The sequence below is a fragment of the Haladaptatus sp. DYF46 genome, assembly GCF_021083305.1.
In the GTDB taxonomy this organism is placed as follows: Archaea; Halobacteriota; Halobacteria; order Halobacteriales; family Haladaptataceae; genus Haladaptatus.
The window spans coordinates 909,980-926,086 of the sequence record NZ_JAJFAY010000001.1 but is presented as its reverse complement, the minus strand read 5'-3'; the positions used below and the strand labels follow the sequence as shown (position 1 = coordinate 926,086).

Below are 16,107 nucleotides of genomic sequence, written 5' to 3'. Positions count from 1 at the left end.
GAACTCGTCCCATCACGGGAACACGCGACCACGACCGGCGGAAAACCAGAATCGAAACACGTCAGAACCGAACCGCGCCAAACGTCGGTCGTGCCGAACGACCGGCCGCCCCCGTTACTCCTCGCCGGACTCGTAGGGTTCGCCCGCGGCGTCCGGGGTTCGAGTGTGCCCGACGAACACCAGTACGATGATGACCGTCACGTACGGGATGATGCCGATGAGTTCGTTGGGAACGCTGAAGCCGACCTGTTGGAGTCGCAACTGAAGCGCATCGAGGCTGGCGAAGAGGAACGACGCGCCGAACGCCCCGAGCGGGTTGTAGTTCCCGAACAGGTAGGCGGTGATACCGATCCATCCGCGTCCGTCGACCATCGTGGTGCCGCTGCCGTTGAACAGGCCCGCCTGTCCCAGCGACAGTCCAGCGCCGCCGATTCCGGCGAGAATCCCGGAGAGAAGGACGCTCGCGTAGCGAACGCGCTGGACATCGACGCCGACCGTATCGAGCGCCATCGGGTTCTCCCCGCTGGCTTTCACCCAGCGGCCGAACGCCGTCTCGTTCAGCACGAACCACGTCAACGGCACGGCGACGAGAAGCATGTACACGGTCGGATTCGCGTCGAACAGGATCGGACCGACGACGGGTATCTTCGCGAGGAGCGGAATCCGCCAGTTCGAGAGCGTTCCGACGCTCGGACTGTTGATGCCGCCCCAGAGGATCTTGCTGGCGAACGGCGCGAGTCCCAGCGCGATGAGCCAAACGGCGAGTCCGGCGATGATCTGGTCGGCCTTGAACTCGATACAGACGATGGCGAACAGGAGCGCCAAGAGCGCACTTGCAAGTACCGCCGCGAGGAATCCGAGCCAAAGCGTCGTCTGTGTCGCGCTTCCCGATCCTGCCAGCGCGTTAGCGACCGCGACGCCGGTGAACGCCGAAATGATGAGGTGGCCTTCGAGTCCGATGTTGATGACGCCGCTCTTTTCGGCGAATATTCCGCCGAGCGCGGCGAAACCGATCGGAACCGTGAATCGGAGTGCGGCACTCACGTAGCTCGCGTTGATGGTCCCGACGATCTTCCCCAGCGCGCTGTTCGGGAACACGAGGCCGAGAACGGCGAGCAGCGCGGCGATAGCGACGGAGATGCCGGTGATTTGGAGGCGTTTATTCATCCCCCTCACCTCCCTCGATTCGGGGGCCACCGTCCGCGGCGACGGCACCCCTCGATTCGGGTGTCGTCACCCGTTTTCCGATCATGCGGAAGAACTCCGGCATGGCGACGAAGAGGATGATAAGCCCGCGGAGGACGCCGACGAGTTGCTTCGGAACGCCGAGCGCGAAGTCGATAGCGAGGCTTCCGCTCTTGAGCATGCCGAACAACAGCGCGGCCAGCGGGACGCCGAGCGGGTTGTTGCCCGCGAGAATCGTCACCGTGATGCCGTCGAACCCGTAGGACGGGACGCCCTGTTGCCAGCGGCCGAGGATCATGAGGACGTAGACGGTCCCGCCGATACCGGCGATGGCACCGGAGAGCGCCATGCTCGACACCATCGTTCGTTTCGCGTCCACGCCGCCGTATTCGGCGGCTTCCGGTTGAATCCCGCTCGTCCTGAGGTCGTATCCGAACGAGGTCCGGTGCAGGAGGAGATAGAGTCCGGCGGCGAGGGCGAGCGCGCCGATGAGGACGAGTATCGAGAACGACGCCTGACTCGGGAACACGATGGGCGAAAGCACCGCGGCCCCCGGGACGGGGCGCGTCTCGACGGTCTGACTCGCGGGATTCTTGAAGTACTCGGAGACGAGGACGAACGCGACGCCCGTCGCGATGAAGTTGAGCATGATGGTCGTGATGACCTCGTTCGCGTCCGCGTACGCCTTCATCGCCCCCGGAATCGCGCCGTACGCGCCACCGACGAGCGCCCCGACGACCAAGCCGAACGGAATGAGGACGAGACTGCCGACGAGTCCGCCGGGAACGTACGGGGCGACCCACAGCACCGAAAGCGCCGAACCGAGCGCGCCGAGCACGAGTTGCCCCTGCGTCCCGATGTTGAACATCCCCGCGCGGAACGCGACTGCGGCGGCCAGTCCCGCGAAGAGGAGCATGCTCGTCTGTCGAAGCGTCACCGCGAGACTGAACTTGTCGAGGACGAAGTCCGGCGGCAACAGCGTGGACGTCTGCGGATTGGCGAACGACCCGACGAAGAGGTACTTGTACACCTGAACCGGGTTGTAACAGAACGACCCCGGAATCGGGAACTGAACGCCCCAGCCACCGGTTCCCGGAATCGTGATGAGCACCTGTCGTGCGAGGAACGGGTCGGAACACGTCGCGACCCACCCGGAGATGAGGATGACGAACCCGCCGACGAAGATCGACATGACGAGCGCCGCGATGCTGATGAGGACCCGTTCGACCGCCGACGCTTCGACGAGCCGGGCCAACCCCCGTTCCGCTTGATCCCGCCACGAACTCACTGCGCCTCACCTCTGGGACTCTCCGTTTCCTCCGGATATTCGCCCGCCATCAGCAGGCCGAGTTCCTCTTCTGTCACGCGGTCCGGGTCGACGACGTCCATGATTTCACCTTCGTACATGACTGCGAGTCGGTCCGAGAGCTGCTGCACTTCGTCGAGTTTCGAGGAGACGAGGACGATGGCCTTCCCCTCGGCCCGCAGTTCGAGCAGTCGGTCGTGAATGAACTCGATGCTGCCGACGTCCACACCGCGGGTCGGGTGAGCGGCGACGACGAGGGACGGGTCGCGCGCGAACTCCCGACCGACGATGAACTTCTGTTGGTTGCCGCCGGAGAGCGACTCCGCCGACGCGTCCGCGTCCGGTGGGCGAACGTCGTACTCCTCGATTATCTCCTCGGCGTGGATTCGCGTGCCGTTCCAGTCGATTCTCCCGTCCTTCGCGTACGGCTCCGAATGTTGGCTTCCGAGGAGGCCGTTCTCGACGAGGTCGAACTCCATGACCAATCCTCGAACTTGGCGGTCTTCGGGGATATAGGCCATCCCGGCCTCGATGCGCTCGCGGCGGGAAAGCTTCGTCACGTCCGTCCCGCCGAACGAAATCGACCCCTCGTCGGGCGAGGTGAGACCGGTGATGGATCCGATGAGTTCGGACTGACCGTTTCCGTCGACGCCCGCGATGCCGAACACCTCTCCCTCTCGGGCAACGACGTCGACGCCTGACACCTGGTCGACACCGCGTTCGTCCGTGACGCGAAGCCCGGAGACGTTGAGCATCACGTCGCCCGGGTCCGCCGGTTCCGTTTCGGTTTCGAGCAACACTTCGCGGCCGACCATGAGTTCCGCGAGTTCCTCGCGGGTCGTCCCGTCGGTATCGACCGACCCGACGTTCTTCCCGTCCCGAAGGACCGTGATCTGGTCTGCGGCCTCCATGGCCTCGCCGAGTTTGTGCGTGATGAAGATGATGCTCTTTCCCTGCGCCGTGAGTTCGTCGAGGACCGAAAGGAGGTCCCCGATTTCCTGTGGCGTCAGCACCGCGGTCGGTTCGTCCAAGATGAGGACGTCCGCGCCGCGATACAGGGCTTTCAGGATTTCGACGCGCTGTTGAACGCCGACGCTCACGTCCTCGACGAGCGCGTTCGGGTCCACGTCGAACCCGTACCGGTCGCTTAGTTCTCGCACCTCGCGTACGGCGCGGTCGCTGTCCATCGCCAATCCACCCCACTTTTTGGGTTCGTTTCCGAGAACGATGTTTTCCGCGATCGAGAGGGTATCGACCAGCATGAAGTGTTGGTGAATCATGCCGATTCCGTTCTCGATGGCGTCGCGTGGCGAGTCGAACTCACACGGTTGGCCGTCGACGACGACGCGGCCCTCCGTCGGTTCGTACAAACCGTAGAGGACGTTCATCAGCGTCGTCTTTCCGGCCCCGTTCTCCCCTAAAAGTGCGTGAATCGATCCCGGTTCTATCGTCAGATCGACGTTGTCGTTTGCGACGACACCCGGGAATCGTTTCGTAATGCCGTCGAGATGTACCGCCCGGCTCATTCTAAATCTGGATTTCCGCCCTACTTGTTTAAGCGCGCGGGTTTGCGCTCACTGCTGGGGTTTGGTCGGCACTTCGATGTCGCCGTCGATGATCGCCTGCTTCGATTCTTCGACCTTCGACTTCACGTCGTCCGGAATCTCCGAACCGAGGTCGGCACCGTACACCGCTTCGATGCCGCCCTGTTCCAAGCCGAGGGTGTTGACCGAGCCACCCTTGAAGTTGCCGTCGATGACGTTCTTCGTGGAGCGGTACACCGCCTTGTTCACCTTCTTCACCATGCTGGCGAGGATGACGTTGCTGAACTTCGCCGTCCCCTTCGCCTTGGACTGGTCGCTGTCCACGCCGATGGCGAACCGACCCTTCTGGTTCGCGGCCTTGAACACACCGGTACCGGTGCCACCCGCCGCGTGGTACACGATGTCCGCGCCTTGGTCGTACATCGAAATCGCCGCTTCCTTCCCCTTGACGGGGTCGCTGTACGTTCCGGCGTACGCGGTTTTGACCTCGATATCCTCGCTCGCGTGTGCGACACCGGCTTTGAAACCCGCCTCGAACTTCTTGATGAGCGGCACTTCCATGCCACCGACGAAGCCGACGGTCTTCTCGTCCGGGTTCGTCGAACCCTTGCCGGCGCTGAAGTCCATCTGGGTCAGTTGTCCCGCGAGATGGCCGACGAGGAACGAACCCTGTTGCTCCTTGAACGTGTAATTCGCGACGTTCTTCACGAGGTCGCCGCTTTCCTTCTCCGCAACGCTGTCCACGAGCATGAAGTTCTGATCCGGGAACTGACCGGCGTTCTTGACGAGGGAGTTCGTCTGGACGTAGCCGATACAGCAGATCAGGTCGTAACTCGGGCTACTGGACTGGGCGAACTGTCGCTGGAGGCTCTCCACGTCCGTCGCGGAGTCGGGTTCCGCGTTCTGGTACTGGACGTTGAACTCCTTTTTCGCCTGTTCGATGCCCATGTGGGCCATGTCGTTGAACGAGTTGTCGCCGAGGCCACCGGTCGCGTAGACCATCCCGACGTTCGTCGTTTCTCCACCCTCGCCGGAGCTGCCGTTGTCAGTCCCCTCGGACGACGTGTTCTCGGTTTCGTCACCGGAGCCGTCTCCACTGCCGTCCCCGCCGTCGTTTCCGCTGTCACTTGGGCTGCTGATACACCCCGCAAGACCGGCGATGCCGACCGCACCGCCGGTTTTCATCAATGTTCGACGCCGTTTGTCAATGTTCGTCATCTATGAGTAATCAGACGGGTAATTTGTGATAAACGCGTCGCTTCACGCTCGAAACCCAGAAAGATAGTCCACAGAAGTGCGTTGTTGGCTATTTTTCAGCGGCTGAAACGGCGTCCGTTACGACGGTTTTCGTCTCGGCCACGAGTTCGTCCACGGTTTCGCTCTCGGCGTAGATTCGGACGTAGGGCTCGGTGCCGCTCGGTCGAACGAGGACCCACGAACCGTCGGGTCGCTCCGCACGGACTCCGTGCTCCGTTTCGACCGTGGCGTCCGGGAACCGCTCCGGAATCGACGTCTCGACGCGTTCCATCGTCTCGGTTTTCGCCGCGTCGGGACAGTCGACGCTCACCTTTCGGTACGGTCGCTCGGTCACCTCCGCCCGGAGCGTCTCCACGCCGCTGGCGTCGGCGATGAGTCTGGAGAGGACCGCCGCGCTCACCACGCCGTCTATCCAACCGCCGAACTGGGTGTGAATGTGTTTCCACGGTTCGGCGGCGAACACGACTTCGGTGCCGTCGTCGCCGTCTTCGAGCGCCGCTACGATGCCCTCGTGAAGCGCACCGAGGCGCACGCGCTCGACGCGGCCGCCTGCGGCCCGGACGCGCTCGTCGATTCGGGCCGAAGCGTTCGGCGTCGTCACCACGACGGGGTCTTCGGCGTCGCTCGAACTCGTGTAGTGTTCCGCGAGGATGGCGACGACGGTGTCCTCGTGGACGACGTCACCGTCCCCGTTGACCACGACGATTCGGTCGGCATCGCCGTCGTGGGCGAGGCCGAATTCGAAGTCGCCGACGGCGACGAACGAGCGCAGGTCGGTCAACGTTTCCGGCGTCGGCTTGCTCGGCCGACCGGGGAAGTGTCCGTCGACGTTCGCGTTGAGCGCGATGACCCCCGCACCGAGCGCCCGGAGTACCTGCGGCGTCGCCACGCTCCCCATCCCGTTTCCACAATCGACGGCGACGCGGACGCCGTTCAACGGTGCACCGTACTCGCGTGCGTACTCCATGACGGCTTTGCGATACGCGTCGAGAACGCCCTCGTCGGTGCTCTTGCCCCACTCGTCCCACGCCAACGGCGGGAGTTCGTCTTCGACGCCGGTTTCCACGCTCCGTTCCGCCGTTCGGTCGTACTCCTGCCCGTCGTCGAACAGTTTGATGCCGTTGTCGGCCGACGGGTTGTGACTCGCGGTGAGCATGACCCCACGGCGACCTCGTGAGGCGAACGCGAGCGCCGGAGTCGGCAGTCGTCCCGCCCGACGAACCGTCGCACCAGAACTTTCGAGTCCGGCCTCCATCGCGGCGGCGAGCGCCGCCCCCGTTTCGCGTCCGTCGCGGGCGACGACGAACTCCTCTGCCTGCCGTCCCGCGGCCCGTCCGACGGCGAGAGCGAGTTCGGGCGTCACTCGCTCCACGACGTCACCACGGATACCCGCAGTTCCGAACAAGTTCATACGGGGTGAGTTCGCACGCTGGTACTTGGTACCCGCGATTCGGCTTTTCCCCAATAACGATATGCCGATCAAGGTCGTAGTGGCTGACATGAACCTTCCAAAACTCACGACTCCGAGCGGATTGTTCGACTACCTCATCGGACTCATCATCCTGCTTGCAGCAATCGCGGGAGTCTACATCGTCGCGGTCATGACCGGCGTCATGGCTCCGTGGTTCTGAAGGCGCGAAAAGAGGCGGTGGGACTACAGTTCGACGCCGCTCGGGATGAGACTGTGTTGGCGCAACAGGTTGCCCTCGCTGTTGTAGACGAGAAACGTACTCTTGTCGTACTCGACCACGTGGTCGCCGTTGATGGCGATGTCGACGTGATAACGACCGTTCGATTCGTCCGTTTCGTCGCCGTACGCACGCGCCGCCCGGATGAATCGAAGCACGTCGTCCGCGTCCTCGTTGAGTTCGAGGATGAAATCGCCCGTCGTTCGGTTCGTCACGCTCACGACGCCCGTTGCGCTCGGGTCGTCCAGGTTGGCCTGTAACCGAAAGGTAACGTCCGTTTCGCTCGCATCGAGGAGTTCGTCGGATGGACCGGTAAGTCGCTCACGGAGCGTTCCCGACGGTCCCTCGAAATCGATGATTACCGTCGGCTTGCTGGGTGTCCCGTCCGCTTCGACCCAATCGATGTTTTCGACGTTCAGTGTGAAATAATCGCGCCTCATTCCGTACGCGGACCTACGTTCTCGCGTCTCATGAACGTAACGCCATATCCCGAAACCGGACGGGCCGTTCGGAAGTCCTCGTCTCCCCCTTCCTGATACCTATCCTCGATGAAAGTATCCAGCCATTGATTTAAGTATCCGCACTCCAATGAGCGGGACGAACACGCTCTCGCGTGAAGGTTCGGGTCGAACGGGGTCCGGTATCGGAACGCTTACACGAGGGGCAGAGAACAAATATGTCCGAGTTAAAGTTTGACTATCTGACAATTCGGGTGCGGGAGTGGGGACGGACGATTCGGCGCACCGCAGAGATGCTTGGGGGTTCGACGATTTCCGTCGGAGAGTACGATCCGACGACCCACGGGTCGCTCATCACGTTCACCGGGATACCGGGATACGAGGAAGTGGACCGGTACTGGGTGAACGCGCCGTTCGCGTTCGTCTCGATCAACTACGACGCGGAGGCGAACGAGCACCTGTATCACGTCGTCGAACCCGAACTGGACGGGTTCGAGGTCGAACTGCTGGAACGGCTGTTTTCGGACCTCCGCGAGTCGCTCATCTACCGCCGCGAGATGGGGAACGAGACGGCGGAAAGGGTTCTCCGGGACGAACTGCGCGAACTCCTCGAAGTGTACGGCGTCGAGGTGGACGCCGCGACCTTCTACCGCCTGTTTTACTACCTCTTTCGGTCGTTTCGGGGCTTCGGAAAACTCGACCCGCTCATCAACGACCCCCGCATCGAGGACATCTCCTGTGACGGCTACGACCTCCCCATCTTCGTCTACCACGACGAATTCAACGACATCGAGACGAGCGTCGTCTACGCCCAAGCGGAACTCGACAGCCTCGTGGTTCGCCTTGCCCAACAGTCCGGTCAGCACGTCAGCGTCGGCGAACCGGTCGTCGAGGCGACCCTACCGGACGGCAGTCGTGCTGAACTCGCCCTCGGCGAGGAAGTGACGCCTCGCGGGTCGGCGTTTACCATTCGAAAATACGCCGACAAACCGTTCACTCCCGTCGATTTGGTGAACTACGGGACCTTCTCGCTCGACCAGATGGCCTACCTCTGGCTCGCCATCGAGAACAACAAATCGCTCATCTTCGCGGGCGGGACGGCCTCCGGGAAGACGACCTCGATGAACGCGATTTCGATGTTCATCCCCCCGCGTTCGAAGGTACTCACCATCGAGGATACGCGGGAGTTGACGCTGTATCACGACAACTGGCTGTCGTCCGTAACCCGTGACCGATTGGACGAGGGGACCGACATCACGATGTACGACCTCCTCCGGTCCGCTCTCCGCCATCGGCCCGAATACATCGTCGTCGGCGAGGTCCGTGGCGAGGAGGCCATGACGCTCTTTCAGGCGATGAACACGGGGCACACGACCTACTCCACGATGCACGCCGATTCGGTACAGACGGTAATCAACCGCCTCGAAAACGAACCCATCAACGTGCCGCGTGCCATGATACAGTCGCTCGACATCCTCTCGATTCAGTCGCTGACGTACGTCGGCGAGGAGCGCCTGCGCCGCAATCGGACGGTCGCCGAAATAAACGGTATCGACCAGCGAACCGGTGACCTGGACTACACGACCGCATTCTCGTGGGACGCTGGCGACGACGCGTTCCGACGGCGCGACAGCGACGTATTGGACGAGATTCGGCGCGATCACGGCTGGTCGCAGTCCGAACTCCTCACCGAACTCCGGGACCGGAAGCTCGTGCTGCAGTACCTCCGCGAGAACGACATCTCGGACTATCGCCGGTTCACCGCGATGATAAACGAGTACTACGCCGACTCGGAGGCCGTCGTTGCGAACGTCCGACGAACCGTCGAATCGACCGTCGCGGAGTTCGACTGATGGGGGTGTCGAACTTCGTTCCCCTCGTCATCGCGCTCGTTCTCCTCGTTCCCGTCGCCCTCTCGCCGCTCAGCACGACGGCCTACCGAACCGTCACTCGGCTTTCCCTGCAGACGTTCGGATCGTACGTTAGCGAGAGCGGACGACGACGGAAGCGCCGCGAGGAGACCCTACGGGCGGCACACGTCGGCGAGACGTACCGCCTGTACGCGTCGAAGACGTGGGTGTACGCCACGCTCGCTGCGGTTTCCGGCAGCATCATCGGCGTCTACGTCGCGGGATTGGCCTTGACCGTCCTCTCCGTCTCGCCCGAGACGCTCCGTGCGACCCTTCCGGCGCAGGTGGACTTCCTCGCCAACCTCGTCGCCGTCCCCTCGCTCACCCTCGGCCGACTGTTCTTCCTCCTGTTGTTCAGCAGCGGGACGGTCGGCCTCCTCGGCGGACTGATGACGTACTGGCTTCGATGGGAGCTACCCTCCTACCGCGGGAACGAACGCGCCCGGAAGATAGACAACAGTCTCTCGCGAACGGTCGCGTTCATCTACGCGCTCTCCCGAAGCGGCATGGGAATGCCGGCCATACTGCGAACGCTGGCGCGAAACCGCGACGTGTACGGCGAGGCGGCCGAGGAAATCGCGGTCGGCGTCAAAGCCATGGACCTGTTCGGTCTCGACGTGCTGACCGCCATCGAACAGATGTCGCGGCAGTCGCCGAGCGAGAAGTTCGAGGATTTCGGCGAGAACTTGGCGAGCGTCCTCCAGAGCGGCCGGAGCCTTCCGGCGTATCTGGGCGAGCAGTACGAACGCTACCGGCGGGACGCGAAGGCCGAACAGGAGGCGTTCCTCGAACTCCTCTCGGTTCTCGCCGAGGGGTACGTCTCGCTGTTCGTCGTCGGTCCCCTCCTGCTCATCACGGTTCTCGTCATCACGGGGCTGATGGGTGTCGCAGACACGCTCTCGTTCCTCTACCTGCTCACCTATCTCCTCATCCCGCTCGGAAACGTCGGCTTCGTCGTGTATCTCGACAGCATCACGGAGTCGCTTCGCATCAGTCGTGAGTCGAGGGTCGTCCCCGAAATCACCCCTCCGGCGGTTCGCCGGGTTGGCGACCCGGACGCCGGACGAACGGTGAGCGACGGTGGCACCACGTTCACGAACACGGAGCGACTGGACGCCTACGACCGGTTTCGGGGTGTTCGAACCGTACTCACGGAACCGTTCCGAACCGTGCGAGTGAATCCGGATACGCTACTCCTCGTGACGGTTCCGCTCGCGCTCCTCTCCATCGTGATTCGCCTCTTCCCGAACCTCGCGGCGGGAACGCCGGCGCTCACGTCCGCGGACGACGTGGTCGTCCAGGCCACGCTGTTCGTGCTGGGGACGTACGCCGTCGTCCGAGAGGTTCGCCGCCGTCGGCTCGAAGCGATAGAGAGGGCCATTCCGGACATGCTCGACCGCCTCGCCAGCGTCAACGAGGCGGGGATGACGGTCATCGAAAGCTTCCGACGGGTGACGACCGGCGACCTCGGCGCGTTGAACCCCGAATTGGAGCGGCTGTCGCGCGACATCGAGTGGGGAACCGACACCGTGACCGCGCTCCGGCGCTTCGAGGACAGAATCGACACGCCGACCGTCACGCGGGTCGTCTCGCTCGTGACGAACGCAATGCACGCGAGCGGCGACATCGGGCGCGTCCTTCGAATTGCGGCCGACGATGCACAGGAGTCGCGACGCCTCCAACGCCAACGCGAGGACGAGATGATGACCTACCTCGTCATCATCTACCTCTCGTTTTTCATCTTCCTCGTCATCATCGGGACGCTCGCTTCCATCCTCGTTCCCGCGCTCCAAGACCTTTCCTCCGGGAACGGAGCGGGTGGGCCGGTCGGCGTCGGCGGCCTCGGAAACATCGCCGCGGTGGATATTCACGCCTACACCGTCGTCTTCTTCCACACCGCGCTCGTCCAAGCCGTCGTCTCCGGATTCGTCGCGGGGAAGATGGGCGAGGGGAAGCTACGCGACGGCGCGAAACACGCGACGGTCATGCTCGCCATCGCCTACGTCGTCTTCCTGTTCATCGAGTACACGATTCATCCGTAGGAGATTTACTCTCCGGAACGAGAGTTCGAGTGTGAAACCGACGAGTCACGACGTCCGGGCGACCTACGACCGCATCGCGGGTCACTTCGCCAAGACGCGGGAGTACGCGTGGCCCGAGGTCGAATCGTTTCTCGACGGCCGGTCTGGAACCACAGCCCTCGACCTCGGCTGTGCCAACGGCAGACACGCCGAACTGCTGACCGGTCACGCCGACCGGGTCGTCGGTGCGGACGTGAGCGCGGGCCTCCTCGCCGAGGCCCGCGAACGGGCGACGGAACGCGGCTTCGACCTCGAACTGGTGCAGTGTAACGCCGCCCGGATTCCGCTCGCCGACGAGACCATCGACCTCGGGGTGTACGTCGCCACGCTGCACCACCTTCCCACACGACGGGCCCGCATCGACAGTCTGGACGAACTCGCCCGCGTGCTCTCTCCCGACGGAACCGCGCTGGTCAGCGCGTGGAGTACGGCCCACGACAAGTTCGACCGCGAGGAGGCCTTCGATACGACCGTCGATTGGACGCTTCCGGGCGGGGAAACGGTCCCGCGATTCTACCACATCTACTCGCCCGAGGAGTTCCGGTCGGACATCGACGAGAGCGCCCTCGTTCCCGACGACGTGTTCGTATCGAACGGGAACTGTTACGCCGTCGTCCGCGGACGAAAACAGTAACACCCTTAAGCCGGGGTGCACAATTCAGGGATACACTCGTATTCGAACGCACCGGTGGTGAGCAAATCCGAAGGGTTTGCGAGCCTCGGTGCGTACTCGGAACGGAGTGAGAGTACGCACCGGTGGTCTAGTGGTAGGACCTGAGCCTTCCAAGCTCATGGCACGGGTTCAAGTCCCGTCCGGTGCATTTTCCGAGCGCTACTCCCCGAGCGACCGGTTTTCTGCGTCGCTCGGCTTCGAAGCGAAATGACTCACCCCGTTCATCAGTGACAACTAAACCGGCACACTCCATCGTTCGAACTGAACGATGACGGACCCGGACACGATTTCGACCTACCAGTCCGCGGCCGAGGAGTATCGGGAACTGCACGCCGACCGAACGGGCGTCGAGCCGTTGGTCGAGCGATTCCTGACGGCCGTCGAGGAGACGGCGGGAACGCACGCTCGAATCGCGGACGTCGGCTGTGGGCCGGGGTGGGAGTCCGCGACGTTCGGGGAGCACGGTCACGACGTGGTCGGTATCGACCTTACGCCGAACTTCCTCCGGGCGGCGCGAGATATCGCCCCTGAAGCGAAGTTCGCACGGATGGACATGCGCCGCCTCGCTTTCGAATCGCGGTCGTTCGACGGACTGTGGGCCTGTGCGTCGTTTCTCCACGTCCCGCGGGAGGACGCCCCCGAAACGCTGGCGGCGTTTCACCGGATACTCGAACCCGGTGGGGTGTGTCTGCTCTCGGTCAAGCACGGCGACGGCGAAACGAGCGGCGACGTGTACGATGCGGACGAACGGCGATTCACGCTCTATCGGCCCGACGAGTTGCGGACGATGGTGGACGGTGCCGATTTCACGGTCGAATCGGTCGATTTGGACCCAAGCGGGTCGTGGGTCCAACTGCTGGCTCGGGCCTGAGAATGGGTTTCTACACCAGCGTTCGCGCCAGTCCGCCGACGGTTCCGAAGACCAACGGAATCGCCACCGCGAGGGCGGTTATCTGCCCCATACCGAGGGCGTGGGAGAGCGACCCGTGGAGCGCGAGGAGGCCCGAAAAGACGAGCAGGGAGAGGACGCCGAACCCGAATCCGGCGAGGATGCCGCGTTTCGGGGTCAGTGTGGGGAGGCCGACCAGCGCGCCACCGACTAACAGGCCGAGCCAGTGGGTCCACGCGAGGCCGAGGCCGACGACCGTTCCGACGGCGAGGAACGACAGACGGTAGGTCGAATTCGCCCGCAATCCGTCGATTCGGCTCATTCCTTCCCTCCGAATTCGACGGCGACGTCGCCGCGAATCTCGTGTGACATCGGCTTGTACTCCGTGTTCGCCCACCGTCGCAGTTGGTCGTGGTAGTGGTCCGAGAAGTAATCACCCGAGTTGCCGCCGGGGATGATGGCCTGCGAATCGCCCGCCATCGGACAGATCATCCGCCAACTGCTGCCCACCGCCGAGTTCTTTCTGTAGTTGTTCACGGTGTGGCTCGACCCGTCCGTGACGAGGACGGGAAAGTTCAGAAACGACTGGTCGAAGGGGTGCGTGATGGCTTCCGTCGTGTTGTAGTCGCCGTAGGTTTCGTCGCCCCCCTCTTCGACTCGCTTCCAAGCCACGCGGAGGGCGTGGACCATCGTCGCTGACCGTCCCCCGCTTCCGAACCAGCGCTCCCCGTCGAGGTGTGCGAGCACCCAATCGCGGGGATGGTACTCCTCGCTCAACCCGGCCTCATCGAACGTGTCGGCGAGAACCGCCTCGCGGTAGGCGTCGAACCAGCGGACGAACAGCAGGGCGGCCTTCGAATCGCGTTCCATCCTGTAATCCCAGCCCGAGAACGTTTCGACCGCCGATTCGAGGCCGTCCTCCCTTCGCGCCGCATCGAGGAGGGTCGGAACGAGCGCTTCCGCCCGCTTGTCGAGCGTGTCGTCCTGTATCCGCTCCATCGTATTCACGTCCACGTCGCCGTCGTTCGTCGCCTCGTCCAGCAGTTCGTAGATTCGCTGGCCGCGATAGGGACTGGCGTACCCTTCGGAGAGAAACTGGTCGTCCGTGATTCGCTGGTTCGCGGTCGCGATCACGTCCGGGTCGGTGACGTGCGGTTTCTCGTCGAACGGAACGAACCCCTCCCACGTCGAGACGCCGAAGGGTTCGAATCCCTTCCACTCTCCCTCGCCCGCGGAACCGTCGAAAATACGGCCGCCGCGGACCTCCTCGCCGTCGACCGTCCGCCGAGGGATCCGCCCGGTGACGTAGTAGAGCGTGTTGCCGTCTCGGTCGGCGTAGACGAGGTTTTGCGTCGGTTCGTCGAAGCGCTCGGTCGCGGCGCGGAAGTCCTCCACCCCGTCGCTCGTCGCGTACTCGCGGATCGCTATCGTGGACTCCGTCGCCGTGTGCCCCGTCCACGCGACGCCGACCCGATAGCCTTCGCGTTCGAGCACCGGCCCGTGGACCGTCTTCCGCACCGTCGTCGTTCTGTTCTCGCCGTCGGCGACCTCGATTTCCCGTTCCTCGACCTCGAACTCGCGCCAGTTACCCCCGTAGCGATACCGATTGCCGTCGGTTTCGTACCGGTAGAAGTCGATGACGTCCGCACCGGCGTTCGTGAACCCCCACGCTCCGGCGTGGTTCTCGCCGATGATGACGAACGGGACGCCCGGAAACGTCACCCCACGGACGCGCATGTCCCCTCGCTTCAGGTTCACCTCGTACCAAACCGGCGGGGCCATCAGGGACAGGTGCGGGTCGTTCGACACGATGGGCTTCCCGCTTTTCGTGTGTTTTCCCGAGACGAGCCAACTGTTCGACCCGATACCGCGGTCGCGTTCGAACCCCCCGAGCCAATCGAGCAACGGCGCGCCGACGACTTCGGAATCGGTCGCGCCGCGTTCTCGACGCACGTCGTTCGCCGTCGTTCCCTCGCTCGTTTTTCCCTCGTCCTTTCCTCGGATGACCGGAGAATCGTGGCCGAGTCGCTCGGGATAGAGGTCCGTCGCGGCTTCCGGGCCGAGTACGGAGGCGACCTTCGCGCGACGGAGGGTGAGAAAGCTTCCCGTCAGCGTCCACGAGATCTGTTTTTCCATCAGCATCGTATCCTCGGGCGTCCACCTCGCGGGGTCGTACTCCAAGAGGCCGAACTCCAGCGGGAGCGGTTCGTTCTCGATAAAAGCGTTCACGCCCGCCGAAAACGCCCGGACGAGTTCCGCGGCGTCCGGGTCCGCATCGACGACGTGGTTCCACGTCGTCTCCGCCGCCCCGGCGAAATCCATCTGTGCATGGAACTCGTCGGAGTCGGCCGCTAATTCGCCGACGACGGCCGCCACCCGTCCGCGCATCAATCGACGCTGCAAATCGAGTTGGAACAACCGGTCACGGGCTTGTGCATAGCCGACCGCAAAGTAGAGCGCCGCCTCGTTCTCGGCCGTGACGTTCGGCACGCCGTCCCCGTCGTAGCGGAGTTTCGCCGACCCGTAGTCGCTCTCGACGGACCCGTTGACGTCGTCCGTCGCACTCGCCCACGCCGACCCGCTCAGGGGAGCGAACCGCCGGAGGTAGCTCCGGACGGGCGAGAGGGACCCGCCGACGGCGGTCCCCCCGATTATCGCGCCGACGAGGGTACGGCGCGTGATGTCGTCGTCCATACCGGGACGTGTGATTTGGCAGATATAAACGTCGTCTTTCAGGCGGGGATTTCGGAGGAGGGTGGGGACCCTTTGTCATTATCGCACACCGGGGACTGGTCGGTATCGTGCACTACTGACTGTCCGGATGGCGCGCGCTGACGGGACGGCGAGGATACCTCGTCCGAGACGTTCCGCTGATAGCGTGCGAGGGATGAGCGGAACGACTGTAAGGAGTGGAGTTCCCGTAGGCGTGCGAACGGGAGCACAGGAGAGCCCTGCTCTCCCGGAGCGAATCGGTTGGAGAGGCGTGTGGGCGGTTGCGGTGCAGTCGTGGTTTGGGTGGTTGAGAGGGGCCACCCGGTCGCGTTTTTGTGGTCGTCTCCGGAAGCAACTATTCTCGTACGAACCGTGCGGAGAGCACGGGATATTTTCGTGGAGAC

The 16,107-nt window shown here is 63.5% G+C and carries 13 protein-coding genes and 1 tRNA gene; 6 read left to right on the top strand and 8 right to left on the bottom strand.

Annotated elements, in window-relative coordinates; all coding sequences use genetic code 11:
• Positions 1–114: 114 nt before the first annotated feature.
• The 5 genes from LJF34_RS05225 to LJF34_RS05205 form a co-directional block, all read right to left on the bottom strand.
• Positions 115–1,167, bottom strand: a complete 1,053-nt coding sequence (locus LJF34_RS05225) for an ABC transporter permease (protein WP_231183726.1) — start codon at positions 1,165–1,167, stop codon at positions 115–117.
• Positions 1,160–2,473 carry an ABC transporter permease gene (locus LJF34_RS05220; protein ID WP_231183725.1) on the bottom strand — a complete coding sequence of 438 codons (1,314 nt, stop codon included), beginning with the start codon at positions 2,471–2,473 and terminating at the stop codon, positions 1,160–1,162. Before LJF34_RS05220 ends, LJF34_RS05225 begins: the two co-directional genes overlap by 8 nt.
• Positions 2,470–4,017, bottom strand: coding sequence for an ABC transporter ATP-binding protein (locus LJF34_RS05215; protein WP_231183724.1), 1,548 nt, complete (start codon positions 4,015–4,017; stop codon positions 2,470–2,472). The genes LJF34_RS05220 and LJF34_RS05215 overlap by 4 nt, the downstream gene beginning before the upstream one ends.
• A 48-nt stretch (positions 4,018–4,065) precedes the next feature.
• Entirely contained in the window at positions 4,066–5,253 is a 1,188-nt protein-coding gene (locus LJF34_RS05210; protein WP_231183723.1) for a BMP family protein, read from the bottom strand.
• Positions 5,254–5,341: 88 nt separating this feature from the next.
• Complete coding sequence (locus tag LJF34_RS05205) at positions 5,342–6,703, bottom strand: phosphomannomutase (RefSeq protein ID WP_231183722.1); 1,362 nt, start codon at positions 6,701–6,703, stop codon at positions 5,342–5,344.
• Positions 6,704–6,791: 88 nt separating this feature from the next.
• On the opposite strand from LJF34_RS05205, the gene LJF34_RS28860 reads away from it, so the two are divergent.
• Positions 6,792–6,923, top strand: coding sequence for a hypothetical protein (locus LJF34_RS28860; RefSeq protein WP_255665692.1), 132 nt, complete (start codon positions 6,792–6,794; stop codon positions 6,921–6,923).
• A gap of 23 nt (positions 6,924–6,946) precedes the next feature.
• Here LJF34_RS28860 and LJF34_RS05200 read toward each other — a convergent pair whose 3' ends face one another.
• Positions 6,947–7,420, bottom strand: a complete 474-nt coding sequence (locus LJF34_RS05200) for a DUF5793 family protein (RefSeq protein ID WP_231183721.1) — start codon at positions 7,418–7,420, stop codon at positions 6,947–6,949.
• Between the two features lie 236 nt (positions 7,421–7,656).
• Between LJF34_RS05200 and LJF34_RS05195 the strand changes: the two genes are divergently transcribed.
• From LJF34_RS05195 to LJF34_RS05175, 5 genes are all read left to right on the top strand, one after another.
• Positions 7,657–9,291 carry a type II/IV secretion system ATPase subunit gene (locus LJF34_RS05195; RefSeq protein ID WP_231183720.1) on the top strand — a complete coding sequence of 545 codons (1,635 nt, stop codon included), beginning with the start codon at positions 7,657–7,659 and terminating at the stop codon, positions 9,289–9,291.
• Positions 9,291–11,390, top strand: a complete 2,100-nt coding sequence (locus tag LJF34_RS05190; protein WP_231183719.1) for a type II secretion system F family protein — start codon at positions 9,291–9,293, stop codon at positions 11,388–11,390. Before LJF34_RS05195 ends, LJF34_RS05190 begins: the two co-directional genes overlap by 1 nt.
• A 31-nt stretch (positions 11,391–11,421) precedes the next feature.
• On the top strand, positions 11,422–12,063 hold the full coding sequence (locus tag LJF34_RS05185) for a class I SAM-dependent methyltransferase (RefSeq protein ID WP_231183718.1): 642 nt from the start codon (positions 11,422–11,424) through the stop codon (positions 12,061–12,063).
• Between the two features lie 116 nt (positions 12,064–12,179).
• Positions 12,180–12,250, top strand: a tRNA-Gly gene (locus LJF34_RS05180).
• Between the two features lie 120 nt (positions 12,251–12,370).
• Entirely contained in the window at positions 12,371–12,973 is a 603-nt protein-coding gene (locus tag LJF34_RS05175) for a class I SAM-dependent methyltransferase (RefSeq protein WP_231183717.1), read from the top strand.
• Between the two features lie 10 nt (positions 12,974–12,983).
• On the opposite strand, the gene LJF34_RS05170 is transcribed toward LJF34_RS05175, so the two are convergent.
• Entirely contained in the window at positions 12,984–13,313 is a 330-nt protein-coding gene (locus tag LJF34_RS05170; RefSeq protein WP_231183716.1) for a hypothetical protein, read from the bottom strand.
• A complete protein-coding gene (locus LJF34_RS05165; RefSeq protein ID WP_231183715.1) occupies positions 13,310–15,685 on the bottom strand; it encodes a penicillin acylase family protein in 2,376 nt (791 codons plus the stop codon). Before LJF34_RS05165 ends, LJF34_RS05170 begins: the two co-directional genes overlap by 4 nt.
• Between the last annotated feature and the right edge of the window lie 422 nt (positions 15,686–16,107).

Coding starts and splice junctions, on each gene's coding strand:
- LJF34_RS05175 (WP_231183717.1), top strand. CDS start 12,371: ATGACGGACCCGGACACGATTTCGACCTACCAGTCCGCGGCCGAGGAG.
- LJF34_RS28860 (WP_255665692.1), top strand. CDS start 6,792: ATGAACCTTCCAAAACTCACGACTCCGAGCGGATTGTTCGACTACCTC.
- LJF34_RS05200 (WP_231183721.1), bottom strand. CDS start 7,420: ATGAGGCGCGATTATTTCACACTGAACGTCGAAAACATCGATTGGGTC.
- LJF34_RS05165 (WP_231183715.1), bottom strand. CDS start 15,685: ATGGACGACGACATCACGCGCCGTACCCTCGTCGGCGCGATAATCGGG.
- LJF34_RS05215 (WP_231183724.1), bottom strand. CDS start 4,017: ATGAGCCGGGCGGTACATCTCGACGGCATTACGAAACGATTCCCGGGT.
- LJF34_RS05190 (WP_231183719.1), top strand. CDS start 9,291: ATGGGGGTGTCGAACTTCGTTCCCCTCGTCATCGCGCTCGTTCTCCTC.
- LJF34_RS05195 (WP_231183720.1), top strand. CDS start 7,657: ATGTCCGAGTTAAAGTTTGACTATCTGACAATTCGGGTGCGGGAGTGG.
- LJF34_RS05225 (WP_231183726.1), bottom strand. CDS start 1,167: ATGAATAAACGCCTCCAAATCACCGGCATCTCCGTCGCTATCGCCGCG.
- LJF34_RS05170 (WP_231183716.1), bottom strand. CDS start 13,313: ATGAGCCGAATCGACGGATTGCGGGCGAATTCGACCTACCGTCTGTCG.
- LJF34_RS05210 (WP_231183723.1), bottom strand. CDS start 5,253: ATGACGAACATTGACAAACGGCGTCGAACATTGATGAAAACCGGCGGT.
- LJF34_RS05205 (WP_231183722.1), bottom strand. CDS start 6,703: ATGAACTTGTTCGGAACTGCGGGTATCCGTGGTGACGTCGTGGAGCGA.